Here is a 21,219-nt window from a genome sequence, read left to right on the forward strand (position 1 = left end):
ATGAACCTCAGAACCATTCAGCACCACCGCCGCGCCGCCGCCGCATTCGCTTTCCACCGCCACGCCGCCGCCGCCACCGCCGCCGCATTCGTTTTCCTGCTGCTGGCGGGCGGCGCCCGCGCGCAAAATTCCTCGTGGTCGGGCAGCGGCGCCGGCGACTGGGGCGACGCGGCCAACTGGAACCCCGCCGGCGCGCCCAACGCGCCCGGCGCCAACGTCACGGTCGTCAGCACCGGGCTGGTGGGGGACCGCACCGTCACCGTCAACGTCACCGCCACCCTCGGCTCGCTGACGGTCAACGGCACGGACGCCGCCTACCACACGACGACGTTTGCCCCCGACGGCGCGGGCTCGCTCAACTTCTTCTCCACCGGCGGCCCTTCGCTGATTAACTTCCACGGGTCGAACCGCGTGATCATCAACAGCATCGTAAACCTCGGCAACGACCTGCGAATCACCGCCGTGCAGGACACCGCCTCCTACCTTTCCACGCTCACCCTCGCCGGCGCGGTCAATCTCGGCGCCGGCACGCTCAGCATCGTCGGCGTCGAGCCTAATTCCACCGTCACCATCAGCGGCTCGGTCTCCGGCACGGGCGGCATTGCCAAGTCGGGCGCCGGCCTGTTTTACCTGACCAACATCAACAACACCTTCACCGGCGGGCTGGCGCTCACCGGCGGCACGATGGCGGCGACGGTGCGCAACGCGGCGGCGGCGGGCATCGTCATCGGCGCGGTCTCGGCGGACAACAACAACCTCGGCGCGGGCGATGTCACCGTCGGCGGCGGCGCGGTGCTGAACATCAACTCCAGCGGCGCGGGCGCCGGCCAGTTTGTCGGGTTGCAAGCCGGCGCGCTGACGGTGGCGGACGGCGGCCTGGTGCGGCTCACGGAAAATGATTACCGCAACCAGTTCGCCTTCCGCATGACCGGCGGCACCCTCGCCGGCGGCGGCGCGACCTCCGGCACGCTGCTGCTCGAACGCGCGGATTTCAACTACGCCGGCGGCGTCATCACCGGCGCGCCCGACCTCGTGTTCAGCACCGGCGCCGCCGCCAGCGCCAACAACAGCATCAGCGTCACCCTGAACGGCGCGGCGATGGACGGCTACCTCGGCACCGTGCAAAAAACGGGCCACAACGCCCTGGCCTTCACCGACAGCGGCACCTTCCGGGCCGGCGAACTCATCATCACCAGCGGCAGCGGCACGATCAGCCTCGGGCAGGCGACGCTCGACCTGCTCGCCGGCCTGACCTACAGCGGCACCAATGCGCCGTTCACCAACCTGCTGACGGTGACCAACCTCACCCAGCTTGGGTTAACCAACCAGCTCGGCGCCAGCGCGCTGAACCTCAATGCCAATGCCGTCAGCAATATCTATTTGAACGGCCACGACCAGACCTTTGCCGCCATCAACCTCGCCGGCGACGCGCGGCTGGGCTTGTGGTTCAACGGCAGCACCCCGGCGACGCTGACCATCGGCGGCCTCGCGGCATCGGCGGCGGCGGCCAATTCGCTGGGGCAAAATTATCTCTCCATTTATAATTGGACGGGCAATCCCGCTTCCCATCCCGGCGACGGCCTCATTGCCGCCAACGGCAATATCGTCAAATCCACCGGCGGCGCCGACCTCTCCAAAATCTGGTTCCGCGGCTACGCGCCCGGCGCGGTGGACATCGGCGGCGGCGTCCTTGCGCCGTCTGATTTCCTGACCACCACGCTGATAAATCCGGGCAACTGGTTTGATTTCGCCACTTGGGATGTCGATGTTCCCAATGGCGCGGGCAGCAAGGTGATTATTGATGCCAATGCCGTGGTGTCAGGTAGATTCAACAACCTGCAAGGTCAGACTGTGACCATCGGGCATTTGCAAAGCAACAGGGCGACTGGCGGGCTTCATCCTTCGTTATTCGTCCGCATCCAAAACGGCACACTGGTTTTTGACAGCGGTGTCAGCGGCACGGGCAGTTTTGGCCGGGCGGCGTCCATCATCAGCGGCCCGGGTTCGGTGATATTCGACTCAGGGGCGGTTTTGAACAACGACTTGGTCATCAATACAACGGGTGCCGCCATGCAGCAATATCAGTATCGCAGCGCTGGCGTCATTTTTGGTGGCTTGAACAGTGCCGCCAACGTTGAAGTGAACGGTAGCGGCATGGCCCTGGTTGACGCTCCGCTTTTCACCGGCACCATCAACGTCAATAGCACATTGGGTATTGGTACGGGGAGTGGCACTTCAACGTTCACTCATAACGGCGTGGTGGTCATGAACCAAGGTTCCGTGCTTACGAACCATGGCTACGGCGGTGCAGATACCGCCACGTTCAACGGGCGTTTTGCCATCGCGGGTGATTTCTCAATGTCCAGTGTTTATGTGAATAATGCCGGCGATGTGGCGTTGGATGCCGACCGGAGGGTCAATGTTCTTGCCTATTATACAGGCGCTACCAGTGGTTTTCTCGAAGGAACGAACCTGGTCGGCAGCGGTGGATTGATGGTAAACACCAACACCAGCCATTTTTACATGCACAGCGGCAGCAATCTGTTTTCCGGCGGCCTCGTCAAGACTGGCCTCGGGTCGATCACTGCCAGCCTGCACAGCGACCTCGTCATCGGCGAACTTGCCCCCGGCAACAATTACCTCGGCTCCGGCAGCATCACCATTGACGGGGGCTTCGTGCAAGTGAACAACAACGGCCACGCCATCCATGTGCGCGGCCTGCTGACCAACAACTCCACCTTCATCGGCGGCTTCGCCAGCAGCGGCGCTGGCGCCACCACGTTCAGCGGCACGGTGAGGGCGGAAAACGGTTCTTCCCTGACTTTTAATGGCGGCGCGCTGACCATCACCGAGGATGCCGTATGGACGGCTGGCATCAATGGGATGGCCTTGTCCGCCAACCGTGATGTCACCATCAACACGCCGTTCCAGGTCGGTTACGTCAATCTCGGCGTCAGTCCCGACACGGGCATCACGCAGACCATTTCCTCCACCATGGCCGGCGGCATCACCGGCCTCGGCACCGTGGCCAAGAGCGGCGCGGGGACCACCAGACTGAACACCATCGCCAACATGGACATACTGTCGGTGGGCAACGGCGTCTTTGAAATCACCGGGGACAACTTCATCCGCCCGCGCTTGGGCCCCGATCAGCCGACGCTGATCATGAGCGGCGGCCTGCTGCAACTCGACACCGGCACCAACCGTTTCCACAACCTCAGAATGGAGGGCAACGCGGGCTTCCTGCTGCTGAACCATTCCGCGCTGTGGTTCAACGGCGACGGCACCGGCGGCACCTGGTCGGGCACCGCCTTCCAACTCAGCCTCGCCAACGACAGCGGCGTGTGGACGAAAAGCGACGGCGTGACGGATTATTACGACACCTTTGTGTATTTCACCAGCACCATGGCTTTCGGCGGAGGCAACGCCTGGCGGCTGGGCAATATCGCGTTCACCGGTTACGAGCAGGGCGCGACGTTTGGGCAAACCTCCATCAGCGGCACCAATGTATACTTCCTCGCCCCCACCGGCGACCCGCTCAGCGAGTGGGCCGGCGCGCGCGGCACCGGCGTGGACACCGACCGCTTGTGGAGCAACGGCGGCAACTGGATTAACGGCGTGCCAAACGCGGTTGGCAGAATCGCCGCCGTCCGTGACCTGGACGGTTTGTTGAACAACAACACCATCGTCGTGGACGCGAACGCGACCATCGGGAAGTTATACTTGGAGAGCGCGGGCGCGCAAATCTTCACCATCGGCAACGGCGGCGGCTTGCTGACCTTCAACAACAGCGGCAGCCACGCGCTGCTGTCCAACCAGGGCCTCCACACCGGCACCCTCAGCGCCAGCCTGAAACTGGACAGTGATTTGGAGATCAGGCAAAACAGCGCGAATTTGTTGTATTTGACCAGCCATGTCACCGGCAGCGGCGGGATTATATACAACACCTCGGGCACCACGGTGCTTGGCACCGCCAATGCGTCCGGCACCAGCACCAGTGATTTTACCGGCGGGTTCCTGCTGGTCGGCAGCACGGCGGCCAGTATTGATGGCGCGGGCGTCGGCGCGGGCCAGCGGGCTATCTGGCTGGGGGCCAACGGCAGTGTGTTTGGCAGCGGCTCTTACAATGGCACGGACGCCGCCGGCAGCATCCAGTCGCTGACCATCGGCGACGGCACGCCGGGCATGTGGTATGCCATCGCGCCCGGCGATGCCAATGGGGACAGGACGAGTGTCATAGACGCTTCCCTTCGCATTGCCGGTAATCTTTTCGTGGGCCGTCGCGACGTCGGTGGCGGGAGTGTCCCCACCGTGACTTTTCAAAGTTCCGCCCCCGGCTATGTCGCGCCCGGGCAATGGAGCCTTGCGGGATATTCAGTCAATGGTGTCTCAACCACTTCAACCATTAATTTTAACCAAGACTTGGAAGGCCCCGGCGGATTGGTTTTGGCCAGCGGCATCCTCACGGTCGCGCTTAATGGTGACAATAGCTTTGCCGGCGGTGTGACCGTGTGGGCTCAGCCAACACTTAATATCGGCAGCGACACCGCGCTGGGCACCGGCACGCTGACTGTTTATGGCGGCGTAGTGGCCGCGGCGGGTGGCGCGCGCAGCATCAAAAACGAGGTCGCCATCAACGGCGGCTTCACTGTCTCCGGCACGCTGACGCTGGCGCACAGCGGCACCTCCACCACCGCGCTGGGCGGCAACGGCTACATCACTATTGGCAACTTGCTGGTCCTCGCCGCCAGCAACACCCTCAGCGGCACCGGCCGCCTGGGGTTGATTGGCGGCGGGACCATGCGGCTGGAGGGCGCGAACACTTATACGGGGAATACCTCGATTGGAAATGGCAGTGGAAATAATAGTGATCAATGGAGGTTCAACTTGCAGGTGGCCGACGACCGCGCGATTGGCAGCGGGACGCTGATATTCAATGGCAACGCCCGAACCGCAACACTGGCGAGCCACGGCGGGCCAATCACCATTCGCAACGCTGTGCAGTTTGCCAATTACAATATGGGACTGGACGGCAGCGCGGGCCTGCTGACCCTCGATCCCGCCGCCGGTGCGACGCTGTATATGAATACAACCATCACCGTCGCCGGCACCGCCGCGTTTGGCGGGAACCTGAGCCTCAGCGGCACGTATGGGATTACCAAGACGGGCGCGGGGACGCTGATATTGAACAGCGGCAACAGCAGCTACACCGGCACGACGTCTCTCTTTCAGGGCACCTTGGTGGCAAACGCCGGCGGCGGCAACATCACGCTCGGCAAATACGTCGCGGGGGAAAGTTATCTCGGCGCGGGTGATTTTACCTTTGGCAGCAATTATTCTGTCCGCGTGTTGGAACTCATTTCCACCGGCAGTGTGGTTTTCGCCGATAATCTGGGGCTGGTTGGCAATGACGCGGTGAACACCGCCAGCATTAACGTCACCGAGCAATCCGGCGCCGTCAGCGGCAACAGCGTCGTCGCCTACCTGAACCCCGACGTGAGCAGCACCATCAGCGGCAACGCCACCGGCTACCTCCGCACGCCGGGCGACTTGGTTAAAAACGGCGGCGGCAACGTGACCCTCACCGGCGGCAACCTCGTCGCCGGCGGCACCTTCCGCGTGCAAAGCGGGACGCTGACGCTCGGCGGCGGCAACATCACCACGGCGAACCTGCAAGTGGAGGGCGGCGTGCTCGGCCTGGACGCGAACACGACGCTGAACAACCTCGGCCGGTTGACGCTCGGCGGCGGCACCCTGGCGCTGAACGGCCACACGCTGACCTCGACGCTGCTGAACGTGACCGGCACGACGACGGTGGACTTCACCGGCGGCCTCGGCACGCTGGTGCTGGCCAACATCACCGGCGACTGGGCGGGCGGCTTCCTAAACGTGACCAACTGGGACGGCAACCCGACGGTGGGCGGCGGCGTCACGCAGTTCCGCTTCACCCAGAACGCGGGCCAGACCTTCACCTCGGCGCAGTTGCGCGGCATCAAGTTTGCCAATAAAAACTCCGCCATCGCCTACGTGGCCGGCGCGCGCGTCGTCCGCCTGGTGACCGACCAGTATGAACTGGTCCCGCTGGGCGTCGGCGCGGAGTGGGACGGCGGCGCCGGCAACGTCCTCTGGGAGACCGCGGCGGGGGCGAACTGGGAGCCCGACGGCACGCCGAACGGCCCCGGCCTGGTGGCGGTGTTTCGCAACCTCGACCCGGCCCTGAACGGCAAGACAATCAATGCGACCGGGGTCGTCCAGCTCGGCGGCCTCGTGTTCGACAGCTCGGCGGCGAACTACAGTTTCACAGGCGCCGAATTTCAGTTGGTAAACGACACCCTCTACGCCGCCAACCCGGTGTATATCCAGATGTCGGATGCCAACTCCGTGCAAATCGGCAACGTCCTGAAGCTGCACAGCGACCTGACGATCGGGCACTACGGCACGGGCACGCTGACCTTCGACGCCCAAATCACCGATGAGGGCCGCTCGCTCGCCATCACCAAGGACGGCCCCGGCAAGGTGGTGTTCAACACCAACAACGCCTTCACCGACGGCTTCACCCTGCTGGACGGCACGGTGGTGGCGAACAACGACCTCGCCCTCGGCACGGGGCGGGTGAACCTCAACGGCGGCACGCTCGACAGCGGCGCCAGCAACCGCAACCTCGCCAACGCCTTCACCCTCAACGGCACGGTCGCGACCACCGGCAGCGCGCTGACGCTCAGCAGCGCCGCCGGCAACACCCTCATCGGCGCCAGCCGGCTGGTGAACAGCAACCGCGTCACCATCAGCGGCACGCTCGGCGGCGCCGGCTCCCTGGCGAAAAGCGGCGCCGGCACGCTGCTGCTCGCCGCCGCCAACACCTACACCGGCACGACCACCCTCAGCAGCGGCACCTTGCTGGGCGGCACGGCGAACATCATCGCCACCAGCGCCGCCCTGGTGAACAACAGCGTCTTCGCCCTCGGCGGCTTTGACCAGCTCGTCAACAACCTCACCGGCAGCGGCACGACCCTCCTCGGCGCGAACACGCTGACGGTGCGCGAGAGCGCGGACACCACCTACGCCGGCCTCCTCGCCGGCGCCGGCCACCTCGTGAAAACCGGCGGCGCCGCGCTCACGCTCAGCGGCAGCAACACCTACACCGGCACGACCTTCATCCGCGGCGGCGTCCTCGTCGCCGGCAGCACCGTCGGCGCCAATGCCAACGCCGCCGCCGCCGTCAACCGCAGCGCGCTGGTCATGTTCGACAACCCCGCCGCCGGCGGCACCCTGGCCACCAGCGGCACCCTGGCCGCCCGCGAGCAAGTCGCCGCCGGCGCCGCCGGCCACCTCGCCAGCACCGCCGGCGCCGGCACGCTGACCGTCACCGCCACCGACCGGACGCAAGCCGCCGGCGGCGCGGTGTTTGTGGGCGCGGGCGGCACTTACAGCCTCAGCGGCAACATCAGCTTCGTGAACAACCTCGCCGCCGCCGGCGGCGCCATCCACTTCGACGGCGCCGGCGCGCTGAACCTCGGCGGCGGCGATGTCCTGTTCGCCTCCAACACCGCCACCAGCACCACCGCCGGCGGCGGCGCGATCAGCAGTTCGATGCTGACCCTCGGCGGCAGCGCCGGCACGCTGGCGTTCACCGGCAACACCGCCGGCATCGGCGGCGCGATCTACGCGGGGAGCCGAATCAACGTCACCGCCACCACGGCGGGCAACCTCGCCATCACCGGCAACCGCGCCACCGCCGGCAACCGCGCCGGGCAGGGCGGCGCGTTCTACGCGGGCGGCGGCATCACGCTGAACAACAGCGTCACCGGCACGCTGGTCATCAGCAGCAACACCGGCGCCGGCCACGGCGGCGCGTTCTTCGTGCAGAACGGCGGCATCACCGTCGGCGGCAGCTACGGCGGCATTTTGATTTCCTCCAACCGGACGACGGTCGACTACGGCGGCGCGTTTCTCACCATGAGCGGCGCCATCGTGCTGGACAGCCAGGTCGCCGGCGCGCTGGTCATCAGCGACAACACCGGCGACTACGGCGGCGCGTTCTTTGCGCTGGGCGACGGCATCACCCTCGGCGGCAGCTATGGGGCAATCGCCATCACCTCGAACACCGCCGGCGCCGGCGACGGCGCCGGCGGCGCGTTCTTCACGGGGAACCAAATCAACGTCACCGCCACCACGGCGGGCGATCTCGCCATCACCGGCAACCGCGCCAACACTCAGGGCGGCGCGTTCTACGCGGCGACGGGCATCACGCTGAACAACAGCGTCACCGGCACGCTGGCCATCAGCAACAACACCGCCGGCAGCCGCGGCGGCGCGTTTTACGCGGGCGGTGGCGCCATCACCCTCGGCGGCCGCTACGGCGGCATCCTGTTCGCCTCCAACAGGGCCAGCGGCGCCGGCGGCGCGCTTTACAGCGCCGGCGCCGTGACCCTCAGCGCGACGGCGGCGGGCGCGCTGGCGTTCACGAACAACACCGCCGGCAACGGCGCCGGCGGCGCGGTTTACTCCGGCTCCGCCATCACCGTCGGCGGCAGTTACGGCGGCATTCTCATCGCCTCCAACACCGCCGCCGCCAGCGGCACCGGCGGCGCGTTTTACGCCAGCAGCGGCATCACGCTGGACACCGTGACCGCCGGCACGCTGGCCATCGGCGGCAACTACGCCGGTAACAGCGGCGGCGCGTTTTACAGCGACAGCGGCGCCATCACCCTCGGCGGCCGCCACGGCGGCGACCTGCTCATCAACTCCAACACCGCCGCCGGCAGCGGCACCGTCAGCGGCGGCGGCGCGTTTTACAGCGGCGGCGCCGTGACCGTCAGCGCGACGGTGGCCGGCACGCTGGCCATCAGCGGCAACTACGCCGGTTACAGCGGCGGCGCGTTTTACAGCGGCGGCGTCGGCGGCATCACCCTCGGCGGCCGCTACGGGGCGATTAGCGTGGTGTCCAATACCGCCGGTATCAACGGCAGCGCGTTTTATGCGGGCAACGGCAACATCACGATAAACACCGTGACCGCCGGCGCGCTGGCCGTCAGCGGCAACCACGCCGATGGTTACGGCGGCGCGCTCTACGCGATCAGCGGCAGCATCACCCTCAGCGGCAGCTACGGGGCCATCGCCATCACCGCGAACACCACCGGCGCCGGCGCCTTCGGCGGCGGCGCGTTCTACGGCTACAACGGCATCACGATAAACACCGTGACCGCCGGCACGCTGGCCATCGGCGGCAACTACACCGGCGGCAACTACGCCGGCGGCGTCGGCGGCGCGTTCTACGCGGGCAGCGGCGGCATCACCCTCGGCGGCACCCACGGGGCAATCGCCATCACCTCGAACACCGCCAGTGGCGGCATCGGCGCCGGCGGCGCGTTCTATGCGAGCACCGGCAACATCACGCTGGACACCGTGACCGCCGGCACGCTGGCCATCAGCGGCAACTACGCCGGCAGCAGCGGCGGCGCGGTTTATACGGGCAACAACGGCGGCATCACCCTCGGCGGCAGCTACGGCGGCGACCTGCTCATCACCTCGAACACCGCCCGCGCCGGCACCGGCGGCGCGTTTTACAGCGGCAGCGGCATCACGATAAACACCGTGACCGCCGGCACGCTGGCCATCAGTGGCAACTACGCCAGCAGCGCCGGCGGCGCGTTCGCCGCGGGCAGCGGCAGCATCACCCTCGGCGGCAGCTACGGGGCCATCAGCGTGGTGTCCAACACGGCGGCGAACGTCCCCAGCGGCGACGGCGGCGCGTTTTACAGCGCCGGCGCCGTCACCCTCGGCGGCACCAGCGGCGGCATCCTGTTCGCCTCCAACAGGGCGGGCGACGACGGCGGCGCGCTTTACGGCGGCGGCGGCGTCACCCTCAGCGCGACCAGCGGCGGCGCCTACGCCTTCGTCGGCAACACCGCCAACGACAACGGCGGCGCGATTTACAGCGGCGGCAACTTCAGGCTGAACCTCGCCTCCGGCACGCTGACGGCGACGGGCAACACCGCGAACGGCGGCGGCGGCGGCTTCCTCTACGTCAACAGCGGCAGCGCGCTCTTCGACCTCGCCGCCGGCGCGGTCGCGCAAATCGGCGACGCCGGCTCGTGGCTCGCCAACAGCGACCAAATCCTCACCGGCAACAACGTCAGCCTCGTCAAGACCGGCGCCGGCGCGCTCGACCTCTGGGCCGGCAACACCATCGGCGGCAACATCCTGCACCACGGCGGCACCCTCGCCATCAGCGGCAGCGGCCTCGTCCGGTCCGCCACCAACGGCGTCCTCAGCGGAACCTACACGCAATCCGCCGGCGCCGTCCTCGCCATCGACGCCGCCGCCCATGCCGACGCCGATGCCTACCTCTTCGCCCGCAGCGCCACCCTCGCCGGCGCGCTCGCCGTCGCCAACTTCACCGGCAGCGACAACGGCGCGGGCCGGGCCAGCCAGATCCTAAGCAACAGCCAGCTCGTCATCCACACCACCGCCGCCGTCAGCGGCACCTTCGACACCCTCAGCGGCGTCGCCGCCAGTGGCCCGCGCAACTACCTTTACACCGGCGGCTACATCACCGGCGGCACCGATTACTGGGTCGGCACCATCCTCTCGTGGTATGCCTCGGCGACCCACTCGCACGGCGTGTTTGACCTCGCCAGCGGCACCTTCGAAGTGGACGCCCTGTCCGCCCTGCACGGCGCGGCGGGCGTCGGCCTGGTCAACCAAACCGCCGACCCCGCCCAAAACTGGGACGGCCAGTCCCTGACCAAGCTCGGCACCGGCACCCTCATCCTCAGCGCGACCAACACCTACACCGGCACCACCACCGTCAACGGCGGCGTCCTCGCCATCACCGGCTGGACGGGCAGCAACGCGCGCGGCATCATCAACAGCGGCACGGTCAATGTCAGCGGCAGCGGCGTGTGGAGCGCAACGAACTTCACTATCGGCACGGTCGGCCAGAGCGGCACCGGCGTGCTCTTGGTGCAAGACACCGGCTCGGTGGCGGCGGCCGAAAATTTGGCCGTCACCGGCACCGCCGCGCTGACCGTCAGCGGCAGCGGCGGCGTCAGCATCGGGGCAGCCTTGCTGGTCGGCGACGGGGCTGACGCTGTGGTCACCGTCGGCGGCGCCGGCAGCCTGCTGGCGGCCAACGGTCTCTTTACCGACGGCGGGGTGAGCGGCACCTTCGCCCTGAACGTGGCCGGCAGCGGCAGCGTCCGGCTCGGCGCGGTCCAGGTCTATAACTACGGCAACTTCACCATCACCGTCAGCGACACGGCGCGGCTCGTCACGGACTGGAACGCCAGTTTGCTCGCTTACGGCGGCACCACCGCCCTCGCGGTCGGCGGCAGCGGGCGCGTCACCATCGGCGGGTATTTGGAGATGATGGCTGACGCTGGCGCTGGCGAGGTCGTCACCGGCTCGGTCGGCGGCGCGGGCGTGCTGGAGGTCGGCGCCAACTTCGACCTGTTAGGCGCGGCGCTGACGGTCAGCGACACCGGTTTGGTCAGCGTTGGCGACACCATGACGGTGCGCGGCACGGCGGCGCTGGGCATCAGCGGCAGCGGCCTGGTGACGGCGGGCGGCACGTATTCGCAGGAAACCGACAGCACGCTGACGCTCACCCTCACCGGCACGCTCAACTCGCGCGGCGCCTTCATCACCGCCACGGCGGCGCAACTCGACGGCACGCTGGCGGTGAGCAACGCGGCGAACATGAGCGGCACCTACGCGACGGCCAGCGCGGTGGCGAACAGCGCGTTGCAGTATCTGGTGACCGCCACCGGCGGCACCATCAGCGGCACATTTGCGACCATCACGGTGAACGGCACGGCCAACAACGCCATCAACGCCGCACTGCCCGATTATTTGCACGGCGGCGCGTTCAAAACCGCCAGCGGCACCAGCTACGTGCTGGGCGTTGGCCTGCGCTGGCTGGCCGACGCGGCGAACGGCAACGGCGCCTTCACCATCGGCAGCGGCTCCAGTTTCAACGTGGACATCGCGCTGAGCGACACGCTGGGCGCGGCGAGTTATGACAACGGCTGGGACGGCAAATCGTTGACCAAACTCGGCACCGGCACGCTGACGCTGAGCGCAAACAACAATTACAGCGGCACGACGACGGTCAACGGCGGCGTGTTGAACGTGACCGGCTGGACGGGCAGCACAGCGCGAGTTGTCATCGGCGCGAACGCCACCGACAGCGGCACGGTCAACGTCAGCGGCTACCTCGGCTCGCTCGGCAATCTCACCGTTGGCGGCACCGGCGCGGGCGTGCTGAATGTCGCGGCGGGCGGCACGGCCGGCGCCGGTTTCAATGTTAACCTCGGTGAGCAAACCGGCGCCAGCGGCACGGTCAGCGTCAGCGGCGGCGGCCTGTTGCTCGCCGGCCAATACCTCAACGTCGGCGACCAAGGCGCCGGCTGGTTGAACATCGCGGCGGGCGGCACCGTTGCCGGCAACTATGATGTCATCGCCATGGGCTACGACGGCGCCGGCGTTGCCGAGGTCGCGGGCGTCTGGACCAACACCGTGTTCCAAGTCGGTGACTACGGCAGCGGCACGCTCGCCATCACCGGCGGCGGCAAAGTGCTCACCGCCACTTGGGGCGGCATCAATACCGACGCCGCCAGCCCGCGCGCCAGCACGGTCACCATCAGCGGCAGCGGCTGGTGGGATTTGGGCGGCGACTTCCGCATCGGCGGCTACGAAGGCAGCGGCACGCTGACGCTCACGAACAGCGGCAGCCTGACCACCGCCGGCAACGCGACCTTCGGCGTTTACCAAGACGCCGCCTTTGTCACCGTTGGTGGCACGGCATTGTTCGCCGCCGCCGGTGACATCATCAACGGCAGCGACAGCACCGCGTCGCTGACCGTCAGCGGCAGCGGCCTCGTGACGGCGGGTGGCGTGTATTCGCAAAACGCGGTCTCCACGCTGACGCTCGACGCCTCCGGCAACGGCGTGATCGCGCGCGGCACCAACGACGCCTTTGTTTACGCGAACACCGCGACGGTCGGCGGCACGCTGGCGGTGAACGGCGCGGCGAGCATCAGCGGCACCCACGCGACGGCCAGCGCGGTGGCGAACAGCGCGCTGCAATATCTGGTGACCGCGACGGGCGGCGTGATCAGCGGCACATTTGCGACCATCACGGTGAACGGCACGGCCAACAACGCCATCAACGCCGCACTGCCCGATTATTTGCACGGCGGCGCGTTCAAAACCGCCAGCGGCACCAGCTACGTGCTGGGCGTCGGCCTGCGCTGGCTGGCGGACGCGGCGAACGGCGGCGGCGCCTTCACCATCGGCAGCGGCAGCAGTTTCAACGTGGACATCGCGCTGAGCGACACGCTGGGCGCGGGCAGTTATGACAACGGCTGGGACGGCAAATCGCTCACCAAACTCGGCACCGGCACGCTGACGCTGAGCGCGAGCAACACCTACACCGGCACGACCGCCGTCAGCGGCGGCGTGCTCGACATCACCGGCTGGACGGGGAGCAACGCGGCGGGCATTGTGGACGGCGGCACGGTCAACGTCAGCGGCGTGTGGAGAGCGACGGACCGCATCACCGTCCGCAACACCGGCGTGCTGAACGTCGCCGCCGGCGGCACCGCCAGCGCCAACGGCGGCAGTTACGGATTCTATGTTCAAAGCGGCGGCACCGTCAGCGTGGGCGGCGTCCTGCTGGGCAACCACTTCGTCAACCAGTCCGTCGTCACCATCAGCGGCACCGGCCTGGTTGATGTCACCAACTTTGAAATGTCAGCCAACAACGGCTTGACCACCGTCAGCGGCAGCGGCCTGCTGGACGCCAACTACCTCCACATCGGCTACTACAGCGGCGGCAATCTGCTGGCCGTCACCGACAGCGGCAGCGTCCGCGCCGGCAGCAGTGGCTTGCTCATCGGTTCCAACAATTACGGCGTCAACAACCGCGTCACCGTCGGCGACAGCGGGCGGGTTGATTCCGACAGCATTATTTTGGTTGGTGACGGGGGCAATGGCGCGCTCATCGCCGGCGGCCTCGGCACGGTGTCGGCGGGCGGCAACATCACCGTTGGCAACAGCACGACCGGCAGCGGCAGTGTCACCATCAGCGGCACCGCGCTGGTCACCACCGCGAGCAATTTCATCCTCGGCAGCGGCGGCGCCGGCGCGCTGGCCGTCACCGACAGCGGGACGGTGACGGCGGGCGGCACCTATTCGCAAAACGCGGCCTCGACGCTGACGGTGGGCATCACCGACAGCACGCGGACGAGCGCTTACATTGTCGCACAAAACGCGACCTTGAGCGGGACCTTGAACGTGACCGGCGCGGTGCTGAACGTGACGGCGACCAGCGTCTCGCAAGTGCTGGCCGGCGGGACGACCCTGCTCCTGCGCACGACCGGCGGCATCGCGGGCGATTTTTCAACGAAGACCGGCGCGGCGCTGGACAACGACGGCCGGGACTTCATCGTCAGCGGCGCGTTCAAGACGGCGGACGGGCGGGACTATGTGCTGGGCCGGACACTGGCGTGGTTCAGCGGCAGCGAGACCGGACAGGGCGACTTCACGCTGGGCGCGGGTGAAACGTTCACGGTTGACGCGACCTTGAGCGACACCAACAGCTTTGTCACCTACGCCTCCGGCTGGGACGGCAGGACACTGACGGTGACTTCCTCCAATGCCGGCACATTGATTGTCACCTCGTCGAACAACTTCAGCGGCGGGGCGAGCGTAAACAGCGGCACGCTGCGGTTGCAAAACCTGCACGGCACGGGCAGCGGCGCCGTCAGCGCCGGCGCCGCCGGCGTGCTGGATTTGAGCGGCACCGGTTCCTACGCCAACAACACGGGCGGCGGCGGCACGGCTGTCATCAGCGGCAGCGTGGCCGTCACCGGCAGCAACTCGATTGCCGGCTGGCTGGTCACCGGCAATGGCTTGGTGACCTCGCAAACCAACCTCGGCAACGGGGTGGTGACGATTGACGACGGCAACCTCACGGTCAGCGCGGCGAACTGGGCCTTCACCAACAGACTGACCGGCGACGGCACGCTGACTGCGGATCTGACCGGCGGCGGCACCTTCGCCTTCGCGCAAAGCGCGACGCACGCGACGGCCTTCAGCGGCGCGGTGGACATGGAGAGCGGTTTCTTCCGGCTGGACAACATCAGCGCCGGCATCGTCACGAACACGCCGGCGAGCGGCACCGGCGTCATGCGCGACGCCACGCTCATCCTCGGCGCGAGCGGCAGCACACTCATCGACAGCGGCACCTATTACCTCGGCGGCCTGACCTTCGACGGCGGCGTCCTGAAAGTGAACATGATCGACGCCACGCGGCCCATGGGCGCGCTGACCATCGGCGACCTGTCCGCGCCCGGCACGGGCAAGCTCACGCTCGACAACGCCACCATCGTCAACGGCGGCGCCCCGACCTTCTCCGGCGCGGATTTCTTCTGGCATGACAGCGGCACGCTCTACAGCGCGATTGTGCGCGCCACCGGGAGCGTGACCGACGTGGGCGCGCAGATGGACCTCTACGACTTCAGCGGCAGCCCCATCAGCGACGCGACGGAGAAACAAATCAACGAGAACGGCGGCGTCAGCGGCACCGCCACCTATGACTACGGCGCGCAGGTCGTGAAGGATGCGACGAGCGGCACGGGCCTTTTCCTCGCCTACATGCTGCGCGAGCTTCACGCGAACAGCGGCACCTCCGTCATGCTGGACAACGCCGGCACGCAGGACACCGCCAACACGCTGACCGCGAAGCTGACCGGCCCCGGCGGCTTCGTGATGAGCGGCACCGGCAGGTATTACATCGGGGCCGCCGACAGCGACTACACCGGCACGACCAGCGTCATCAGCGGCACCCTCGCCCTCTACTCCAACAACGCCCTGGGCCAAACGTCCCATGCGTCCCTTGCGTCCCCTGCGTCCCTTGACCTGAACGGCAAAACCCAAACCGTCGGCGCGCTCAGCGGCGCCGCGGGCAGCACGCTGCTCTTCAACAGCGGCACGCTCACCATCAGCGGCACGAGCGCGGCGGGCGCGCCGCAAAACAGCGTGAGCAACGGCGCGCTCAGCGGCAGCGGCGCGCTCATCGTGCAAAGCAACACGCTGACCGTCAGCGGCAGCAACGGCGGCCTCGCCGCCAGCGTGACCGTGAACGGCGCGGCCACCGTCATCGCGAACCACGTCTCCGCCCTCGGCAACACCGGCACGCTCGCCGTCGAATCCGCCGGCTCGGTCCGCTTCGCCGGCTCAACCGGCACGCTCTCCAAACAAATCGCCGGCGCGGGCCTCGTCACCGCGACGAACGCCTCCAACGTCATCCTCGGCGGCACCAACACGAGCTTCAGCGGCACGTGGCAAATCGCCGCCGACAGCGCGCTGAAAGCCACCGGCAGCGCGAGCCTCGGCGCGGGCAAAGTGGCCGACAGCGGCACGCTCGTCCTCGGAGCGCCGTCGTCCGCGCCGTCGCAGGATTGGACGCTCAACCCCGCGAACCTCATCACCGGCGCCGGCGCGCTCGTGAAGGAGGACGCGAACACGATCACCATCTCCCACAGCAACGCCTACACCGGCAACACGCTCGTCAACGCCGGCACGCTCGCCCTGACCGCGCAAAACGCCATCGGCACCGGCACCGCGACCATAACCAGCGTGCTCGACCTCGCCTTCACCGGCACGTTTGCGAACGCCACCGCCGGCACCGGCACCGCGCGCGCGGGCGCGACAGCCATCGCGATCACCGGCAACAACGCGCAGTTCGCCGGCCTTTGGGACATCGCCGCCGCCGCCAGCGCGACGATGACCGCCCAGCAAAACCTCGGCGCGAGCGGCGCCACCGGCGCGAAAGTCAACATCGCCAGCGGCGGCAACCTCGCGCTCACCGGCATGGGCGGCGGCGATTACACCTTCAACCAGGCCTTGACCGGCGCTGGCAATTTGCTGGTGAACAACAGCGGCACGCTGAATTTCGGCAACGCGATGGGCACGGCCTTCACCGGCACCGTGGCGTTGCGGAACAACCGGTTCGCCTTGAGCAGTGGCAGCAACACACTGCCGCTGGCCAACGCGACGCTCAACATCGACACGGACAACAAAACCACCGTCGGCAGCGGCACGCAAAATGTCGGCAACCTCGCGCTGAGCGCGGGCACGCTGGCGTTCAACATTGCCGGCAGCGGCACGGCGGCGGAAGGCGTCATCAAGACCGGCGCCGTCAGCGGCAACGGCACGGTGATTCAAGTGAACCTGGCCAACCTCGGCTCGAACAGCCTCCTGCCCTTGTTGCAACAGGACGAAGGCAAAAGCATCCTGCTGGTGGACGGCACGACGGGCGGCGGCAGCTTGAATTTCGTTGACCAAAACGGCAGCGCGCTCGGCAGCGGCGTCAGCCAGAACATTGTCCAGAGCGGCAACGCCGTCGCCACCGGCACCTACAATTTCAGCGGCAGCTTCGCCAGCGGCGACATCACGCTGGGCTACGTGCTGACCGCGCTGGACTTGAACGCCGGTTACACGACCTTGCTCAGCAGCGACACCGCCTCGCCGCCGCAAGGCAACGAATTCCACGCCCTCATCAGCGGCAGCGGCAACCTGGAACTGGCCGCGACGAACACCATCACGCTGAACAACGTGAACACCTACACCGGCACGACCTTCATCACCGGCGGCGCCGTGGTGCTTGGCACCAACAGCGCCTTGGGCAGCACGTCCCTGCTGTCCCTTGCGTCCTTAACGTCCCTTGATTTAAATGGCAAAACCCAAACCATCGGCGCCCTCAGCGGCAGCGCGGGCAGCACGCTGCTCTTCAACAGCGGCACGCTCACCATCAGCGGCACGAGCGCGGCAGGCGCGGCGCAAAACAGCGTGAGCAACGGCGCGCTGAGCGGGACCGGCGCGCTCATCGTGCAAAGCAACACGCTGACCATCACCAACGCCAACACCGCCCTCACCGCGAGCACGACGATCAACAACGCTGCAACGGTGATCGCGAACAACATCGCCAGTCTCGGCACCGGCGCGATTACCGACGACGGCGCGCTCATCTTCAACGCCGCGACCGGCACGAACACCAACGCCATCTCCGGCGCGGGCCTCGTCACCGCGACCAACGCCGCGAACGTCATCCTCGGCGGCACCAACAGCGGCTTCAGCGGCACATGGGCCATCGCCGCCGACAGCGCGCTGAAAGCCATCTCGGCCAACTCGCTCGGCAGCGGGCTGGTCAGCGACAACGGCAAGCTGACGCTGGGCGGCGCGGTGGATTACGCGGTGTCCAACACCATCACCGGCAGCGGCAATGTGTTGAAGGAAGACACCAACACCGTCATCCTCAGCGGCTCGAACACCTACAGCGGCACGACGACCGTTGACGGCGGCGCGCTGAACATCACCGGCTGGACTGGCAGCACGGCGCGAGTCGTCATCGGCGGCAGCGCGGGCACGAGCGGCACGGTCAGCGTCAGCGGGTATCTCAACGCGACGGGTGACAACAATTACACCGGCATCGTCGTCGGCAGCAACGGCGCGGGCGTGTTGAACGTCACCGGCACCGTCAGCGGCAGCATCAACGGCGGCGGCAGTTGGTCGGTGGTCGCGGGTTACACGAACGGCAGCGGCGTCATCAATGTCAGCGACAGCGGCTATCTGTTCAGTGCCACGCAAATGATCGCCGGTTACTACGGCGCGGGCGCGGTCAACCTCACCGACAGCGGCAGCCTCCGCGTCGGTTCCGACTTCTGGATTAGCTACGTCAGCAGCGGCAGCGGCGTGGTCAGCGTCGGCGACAACGCGCTGCTGGAGGTCGGCGGGCGGCTCGTGGTCGGCTATGCCGGCACCCAAAACGCGAAGTTGAACATCACCGACAGCGGCACGGTTCATGCCGCCGGCAATGTCACCGTCGGCGGCTCGCACAGCATGTACGGCTACACCACCGGCACGGTGACGGTCAGCGGCAGCGGCGTGCTGGCGACCGACGCCAGCGTCTATCTCGGCGGCGGCGACCCGCCCATCAGCGGCGCGAGCGGCAAAGGCACGCTGACCGTCGCCGGCAGCGGCCTCGTCACCGCCGCCGGCACCTATTCGCAAAACGCGCAAAGCACGCTGACGCTCGACGCGGCGGGACGCGGCTTGAACGACGCCTTTGTTTACGCGAACTCGGCGACGGTCGGCGGGACGCTGGCGGTGACCAACGCGGCCAACATCAGCGGCACCTACGCGACGGCCAGCGCGGTGGCGAACAGCGCGCTGCACTATTTGGTGACGGCGACGGGCGGCGTGATCAGCGGCACCTTTGCGACCATCACGGTCAACGGCACGGCCAACAACGCCATCAACGCCGCGCTGCCGGATTACCTGCACGGCGGCGCGTTCAAGACCGCCAGCGGCACCAGCTACGTGCTGGGCGTCGGCCTGCGCTGGCTGGCGGACGCGGCGAACGGCGGCGGCGCCTTCACCATCGGCAGCGGCAGCAGTTTCAACGTGGACATCGCGCTGAGCGACACGCTGGGCGCGGGCAGTTATGACAACGGCTGGGACGGCAAATCGCTCACCAAACTCGGCGCCGGCACGCTGACGCTGAGCGCGAGCAACAACTACAGCGGCACCACCAGCGTCCTCGGCGGCGAATTGCTGGTCACCACCAGCGGCAGCGCGGCGGGCATTTACAACAGCGCGGCGGGTCTCATTAACGGCGGCACGGCAATGGTCAGCGGCAGCGGCGTGTGGAGCGTGGCATCCCACCTGTCGGTCGGCGCCATCGGCGGCGGCCACGGCGTCTTCACCGCCACGGACAGCGCCGTCATCCTCAGCGGCAGCCAGTTCAATGTGGCCGGTGAGTCCACCGGCACCGCCACCGCCGTCATCAGCGGCAGCGCCCGCGTGACCGCCGGTTACTTGAACATGGAAACCGGCGAAAGCGGCCACAGCGCGCTGACGGTGAAGGACAGCGGCAGTCTCGCCACGGACAGCCTGTCCACCTACGCCGTGCTCTACGCTTGGGAGAACAGCGAGGCCGCGCTGACGGTGACCGACCGGGGCGTCGTGAGTTTTGCCAGCGGCCTCACCATGTTTGCGGAAAACAGCGGCACGACCGCGCTCAACCTCAGCGGCAGCGGGCGGGTGACCGTCGCGGGCGAATTGTTTGCGGCCTCTTACGACGGCAACTCACAACTCGGCATCAACCTCAGCGACAGCGGCCGGCTCGCGGTGGGCGGCGACCTGACCCTGGCCGCCGACCCCGGCAACACGCTGGCGCTCAACATCAGCGGCAGCGGCCTCGTCACCGTCAGCGGCGCTTACGCGCAAAACGAGAACTCCGCGCTGACCGTCAGCGCCAGCGGCGGCGGCATCGTGCGCGGGACGAACGACGCCTTCATCTACGCGAAATCGGCGACCATCGGCGGCACGCTGTCAGTGACCAACGCGGGCGAGTTCAGCGGCACCTATGTGACCGCCAGTTCAGTGACTAACAGCGCCTTGCAATACTTGGTTACGGCGACGAACGGCGCCATCAGCGGCACGTTTGCGACCATCACGGTGAACGGCACCAACAACAACGCCATCAACGCCGCGCTGCCGGATTACCTGCACGGCGGCGCGTTCAAGACCGCCAGCGGCACCAGCTACGTGCTGGGCGTCGGCCTGCGCTGGCTGGCGGACGCGGCGAACGGCGGCGGCGCGTTCACCATCGGCAGCGGCTCCAGTTTCACCGTGGACATCGCGCTGAGCGACACCATGGGCGCGGCGAGTTATGGCAACGGCTGGGACGGCAGGACGCTGACCAAGGCCGGCGAGGGCACGCTGCTCATCACCGGCAGCAACCACTACACCGGCAACACGCTCGTCAACGCCGGCACGCTGCGCCTCACCGCGCAAAACGCCATCGGCACCGGCACGGCCAGCGTGACCGGCGTGCTCGGCCTCGCCTTCACCGGCACGTTTGCGAACGCCACCGCCGGCACCGGCACCGCGCGCGCGGGCGCGACAGCCATCGCGATCACCGGCAGCAACGCGCAGTTCGCCGGCCTCTGGGACATCGCCGCCGCCGCCAGCGCGACGATGACCGCCCAGCAAAACCTCGGCGCGAGCGGCGCCACCGGCGCGAAAGTGAACATCGCCAGCGGCGGCACCCTCGCGCTCGCCGGCATGGGCGGCGATTACGAGTTCAACCAAGCCTTGACCGGCGCGGGCAATTTGCTGGTCAACAACACCGGCACCTTCGGCCTCGGC

Annotated in this window: 1 protein-coding gene (cut by a window edge); it reads left to right on the top strand. The window is 67.4% G+C overall.

Annotated features, from left to right (window positions below):
- Nucleotides 1–21,219: the 5' portion of an autotransporter-associated beta strand repeat-containing protein gene (locus OH491_RS07100; RefSeq protein WP_342750933.1), read on the top strand. Its footprint extends 11,523 nt past the window's final position; the window shows 21,219 of its 32,742 coding nt (coding positions 1–21,219); the start codon lies at nt 1–3; the stop codon falls past the right edge of the window.

Origin of the sequence: Termitidicoccus mucosus (genome assembly GCF_038725785.1) — a bacterium.
Classification (GTDB): Bacteria; Verrucomicrobiota; Verrucomicrobiia; order Opitutales; family Opitutaceae; genus Termitidicoccus; species Termitidicoccus mucosus.